Source organism: Nocardiopsis prasina DSM 43845 (assembly GCF_000341265.1).
Lineage (GTDB): Bacteria > Actinomycetota > Actinomycetes > Streptosporangiales > Streptosporangiaceae > Nocardiopsis > Nocardiopsis prasina.
The window spans coordinates 1-4,635 of record NZ_ANAE01000114.1 but is presented as its reverse complement, the minus strand read 5'-3'; the positions used below and the strand labels follow the sequence as shown (position 1 = coordinate 4,635).

General features: G+C 72.6%; 4 protein-coding genes and 2 pseudogenes. 4 read left to right on the top strand and 2 right to left on the bottom strand.

Features of this window, described 5'->3' with window-relative positions:
* Window positions 1–397 (top strand): annotated as a pseudogene (locus tag D452_RS30695) (hydroxylase); the annotation flags it as partial.
* Between the two features lie 381 nt (window positions 398–778).
* Here the strand turns inward: D452_RS30695 and D452_RS0111765 are convergent.
* Window positions 779–1,240, bottom strand: coding sequence for a GNAT family N-acetyltransferase (locus tag D452_RS0111765; RefSeq protein WP_040693600.1), 462 nt, complete (start codon window positions 1,238–1,240; stop codon window positions 779–781).
* Window positions 1,241–1,552: 312 nt separating this feature from the next.
* On the opposite strand from D452_RS0111765, the gene D452_RS0111760 reads away from it, so the two are divergent.
* From D452_RS0111760 to D452_RS0111750, 3 genes are all read left to right on the top strand, one after another.
* Window positions 1,553–2,542: a daunorubicin resistance protein DrrA family ABC transporter ATP-binding protein gene (locus tag D452_RS0111760; protein ID WP_017544348.1), complete on the top strand. Its 990-nt coding sequence runs from the start codon at window positions 1,553–1,555 to the stop codon at window positions 2,540–2,542.
* A complete protein-coding gene (locus tag D452_RS0111755) occupies window positions 2,539–3,396 on the top strand; it encodes an ABC transporter permease (protein ID WP_017544347.1) in 858 nt (285 codons plus the stop codon). Before D452_RS0111760 ends, D452_RS0111755 begins: the two co-directional genes overlap by 4 nt.
* A 101-nt stretch (window positions 3,397–3,497) precedes the next feature.
* On the top strand, window positions 3,498–4,274 hold the full coding sequence (locus tag D452_RS0111750; RefSeq protein ID WP_017544346.1) for a TetR/AcrR family transcriptional regulator: 777 nt from the start codon (window positions 3,498–3,500) through the stop codon (window positions 4,272–4,274).
* A 10-nt stretch (window positions 4,275–4,284) separates the two neighbouring features.
* On the opposite strand, the pseudogene D452_RS0111745 reads toward D452_RS0111750, so the two are convergent.
* Window positions 4,285–4,635, bottom strand: a pseudogene (locus D452_RS0111745) (keto-deoxy-phosphogluconate aldolase); the annotation flags it as partial.

Genomic DNA, 4,635 nt, shown 5'->3' with positions numbered 1-4,635 from the left:
GGGCCTGATGCGGGTGTCCCGCGCCCAGCCGAGCGCCATGGTGCACGAGGCCGACATCGCCTCGGTGGCGGTCAGCGCGCTCACCGAGGACGGCCACGGCGGGCGGGCGTACCTGGTCAGCGGCCCGGAGTCGCTGACCCCGGCCGAGCAGGCCACGCGGCTGTCCACGGCGATCGGCCGGGAGGTCACCGTTGCCCTGCTCTCCCTGGAGGAGACCGCCCAGCGCCTGCGCGCCGAGGGGCACGACGAGGAGTACGTGGCCTTCGCGCTGGACCTGGCCAGCAACCCCCCGGAGATCGGCGGGCAGGTCCAGGACACCGTCCAGCGCGTCACCGGCCGCCCGGGGCGCACCCTGACCCAGTGGGCCGCCGAGCACGCCGCGGAGTTCACCGGGTAGCGCCCGGGCCACCCGACCGGGCCTGATGCCCGCCCCCACTGCGGCGGACACCTCCTTCCCCGACCCGTCGGGCCGCCCTCTCTCACGCGACCCCACGAACACCCACCACCCGCCACCCGAACCCCGGGCAACGGCACGCCGACCCCACCCCAAGAGCCTCACGGCCCCCGTTCCACGGACGGTCCCCCGCGCCACACCATGAACACCCGCCACCCGACCAGCCGAACGCCGAGCGAAACGTCCGGCGCTTCGACCTCCGGCCCGAAGGGCGCCGAGCCCCCGTGCCGCGAGCGGTCCCGTCGAGACGGCCCCGTGGTACCGCTCACGGCTGGCGCGGAGGTTCGAGACCGGGAAACGCCCCTTCGTGCGGGTCCCGAGGACCTACAACGGCCGGGACCAGGCGACCTCGTGCTCCAGCTGTCCGGTCTTCTGGAAGAGGCGCACCTGGTGCGTCTCATGGAGAACGCTCGCGAGTTCACGACGGTCTGCGGGCGCGAACCCCAGGCCGCGCCAGAAGGGGCCGGAGCGACGGCTGAACAGCCAGGCCGTGGCGGCGCCCTCCTCCGCAGCACGCGCGAACGCGAAGCGGGCGAGACCGCCGCCTCTGCCGGTTGAGCGTCGCGACGGGTCGACCCCCACGCTCCTGATGAGGGCGTGCCTGCTGTCGGCGCTGATCTCGTAACCCGTGCTGCCGATGATCTCGCCGTCGCCGTCTCGCTCGACCCACAGGCGGACCGACGGCGAGTCGAGTCCGCTGACGGTGAGATCGACGACCCTCAGGAAGGCGGTCAACTCCGGAACGTCACTCTCGCACACCTGGCCCAGGGCAGCACTCGCGCTCATCGTCCAAGTGAACCAGAGCGCGGTGTCGGAGCCGGGTGGAGGGCGGCTGAAACACGGGCGGTCGGAACACGGGGCTCGACCACACCTGCCGGGCGTGACGGGGCCCGGTGGGGCGAGAGCGTCGTCCCCCGGCCCGGCGGACCGCACCGCGTTCGCCCCGATGACAAGTGGCCCTCATCGACATCGAGCCCTTGTCACCTGCGAAGACGGAGCTTTCCAGAAAACTTTAGGCCATAAGGAATCAATCGGCCCCGGGTGCGCGTTCTCTTCTCCGTACGCCGTACTGTACGAGGTACGAAGAGAAGGGGAACCATGGCTTCCACAGCACATCCCGCATCCGCCACCGCCGTCAGCGCGCGCGGGATCGGCCGCAGGTTCAGGACCGCGTGGGCCCTGCGGGGGTTCGACCTCCAGGTCGAGCGGGGCAGCGTCCATGGACTGCTCGGGCCCAACGGAGCCGGGAAGTCGACGGCCGTCCGCGTGCTCACCACCCTGATCCGCGCGCACGAGGGCACCGCCGAGGTCGCCGGACACGACGTGGCCACCCAAGGCGTCCAGGTCCGGCGAAGCATCGGCCTGGTCGGCCAGAACGCCGCCGTCGACGAGATCCTCAGCGGCCACCAGAACCTGGAGCTCTTCGGCCGCCTCCACCACCTGGGCGCACGCGTCGCCGCCCGTCGGGCCGACGAACTCCTGGAGCGCTTCGGCCTGTCCGACACCGGAGGGCGACCGGTCAGCACCTACTCGGGCGGCATGCGACGCAGGCTGGACCTGGCCGCCGGGATGGTCCTCAGCCCGCCGGTGATGTTCCTCGACGAACCCACGGTCGGCCTCGACCCGCGCGGCCGCGACGAGGTCTGGTCCGCCGTGCGCGACCTCGTCGGCACCGGGACCACCGTCCTGCTCACCACCCAGTACCTGGAGGAGGCCGACCAGCTCGCCGACCGGATCTCGGTGATCGACACCGGCCGTGTGATCGCCGAGGGCACGCCCGCCGAGCTGAAATCAAGGATCGGCGGTGACCGGATCGACGTGGTCCTGCGCGACGAACTCGCCCTGGCCGAGGCGGCCGCCCTGGTGGAGCGGGCCATCGGCCACACGGTGACCACCGCTCCGGAGGAGCGGCGGCTCAGCACCGAGGTGGACGACCGCGCGGCCTCCCTCACCAGGGCCGTGCGCGCCCTGGACGAGGGCGGCGTGGCCGTGGCCGACGTGGTCCTGCGGGCCCCGAGCCTCGACGAGGTCTTCCTGCACCTGACCGGCCCCGAACTCCGGGGCACCCCCGCGGAGGTCCAGCGATGAACGACACCGTACGCACCCTCACCCCGCCCGACGTCGGGGCCCTGTCACCGCCGTCCGGCCCCCTGTCCCGCCTGGGCTGGGCGGCCGCCGACGGATGGGCCGTGGCCCGCCGCGACGTCCTCCACTGGTGGCGCCAGCCGTGGGAGCTGCTCTTCGGGCTGCTCTTCCCCGTCCTCATGGTGCTGATGTTCGTGTACCTGCTCGGCGGCGCCATGTCCGTGCCCGGCGGCGGCGACCACACCGAACACCTCATGCCCGGCATGTTCGCGATGGTCATGGTCTTCGGTCTCGGGGAGACCGTCACCGCCGTGACCACCGACGCCACCCGGGGGATCACCGACCGGTTCCGGTCGATGCCCATGGCCGCATCCGCCGTGGTGGTCGGCCGTTGCCTCGCGGACATGCTCCGGTCCACGATCACGCTGGCCGTGCTGGTCGGGTTCGGGGCGCTCGTGGGCTGGCAGTGGCACGACGGCCCGGGCGGGGCGCTGGCCGGGTTCGGGCTGCTGCTCCTGCTGCGGTTCGCCCTGGTGTGGGTCGGCATCTACGTGGGGCTGGTCATGCGGGGGCAGGGCGGGATCGCCGTCATCCAGACCCTGGAGTTCCCGATCGGCTTCCTGTCCAACGCGTTCGTGGCCACCGCGACCATGCCCGTGTGGCTGGGAGTGGTCGCGGACTGGAACCCGATGTCGTCCACGGTGGCCGCCGCACGCGCGCTGTTCGGCAACCCGACCGTGGCCGGGGACACCTGGGTCGCGCAGCACCCGCTGCTGATGGCGGTGGTCTGGCCGCTACTGCTGGTCGCGGTGTTCGCTCCGCTGTCCGTGCACCGGTACCGCTCCCTGGGCGGCTGACGGCTCACCCCGCTCCCCCGCTCCCCGTCGCCGTGGGGGCGGGGGCCTCGCGGACGTACACTGGCCCGTACGCCCTACGGACCCAGTACCAGGACGGACCGATGTCCCCGCAGAACAGCAAGAGTGGCGATCCCGCGCGCAGCCTGGCCCTGTTGTGGCGCACACAGGAACCCGCGAGCCGACGCAGGGGCAAACCGGGGCTGAGCATCGACCGGATCGTGGTCGCGGCCACCGAGCTGGCCGACGCGGAGGGGATCACCGCGCTGTCCATGCGCCGGGTCGCCGAGACCCTGGACGTCGGCACGATGTCCCTGTACACCTACGTGCCCGGCAAGGGCGAGCTCATCGACCTCATGGTGGACGCCGCCTACGCCGATCTGGACACCACCGAGCGGTCCGGCACCTGGCGGGAGCGCCTGCACCGGATCGCGCACGCCAACCGCGACCTCTACATCCGCCACCCGTGGATGCTCCAGACCGTCACCACGCGCCTCCTCGGCCCCAACCTCATCGCCAAGTACGACCACGAGCTCGCCGCCGTGGACGGGCTCGGGTTGAGCGAGGTCGAGATGGACTCCACCGTCAGCCTGGTCAACGGCTACGTGGAGAGCACCGCCCGGCAGACCGTCAACTCCGAGTGGATCGCCCGGGACTCGGGGATGGACGACCAGCAGTGGTGGCGGACCGCCGACCCCCTGCTGTCCGCGCTGATCGACGACTCCAGGTACCCGACGGCCGCGCGCGTGGGCGTGGCGGTCGGTACCGCCCACCAGGCGCTCTACGAACCGGACCACGAGTTCGCCTTCGGCCTGGAGCGGGTCCTGGACGGGGTGCAGGTCCTGGTCGACGCCCGCTCCTCCGGCGCCGACCAGCCCTGACCCGCCCGGCTCAGCGCTCCAGCGCGGCGGCCTCGCGCGCGAGCTCGGTGACCTCGTCCCAGCGGCCCTCGCCGACCAGTGCGGCGGGGGTGAGCCAGCTGCCTCCCACACAGCCCACGTTGGGCAGCGCGAGGTAGCTCTGGGCGCTGCGCGCGGTGATTCCGCCGGTGGGGCAGAACCGGACCTGCGGCAGCGGGCCGGTGAGCGACTTCAGGAACGCCGCCCCGCCCGAGGCCTCGGCCGGGAAGAACTTGAGCTCGGTCAGGCCGAGCTCCAGCAGCGCCATCGCCTCCGACACCGTGGCCACCCCCGGCAGGGCGGGCAGCCCGGTGTCGGCCATCGCCCGGGCCAGCGACGGGGG

What these genes read in the sequence shown, in the direction of transcription:
- D452_RS0111765 (WP_040693600.1), bottom strand. Translation starts at nt 1,240, where the DNA reads ATGAGCGCGAGTGCTGCCCTGGGCCAGGTGTGCGAGAGTGACGTTCCG.
- D452_RS0111760 (WP_017544348.1), top strand. Translation starts at nt 1,553, where the DNA reads ATGGCTTCCACAGCACATCCCGCATCCGCCACCGCCGTCAGCGCGCGC.
- D452_RS0111755 (WP_017544347.1), top strand. Translation starts at nt 2,539, where the DNA reads ATGAACGACACCGTACGCACCCTCACCCCGCCCGACGTCGGGGCCCTG.
- D452_RS0111750 (WP_017544346.1), top strand. Translation starts at nt 3,498, where the DNA reads ATGTCCCCGCAGAACAGCAAGAGTGGCGATCCCGCGCGCAGCCTGGCC.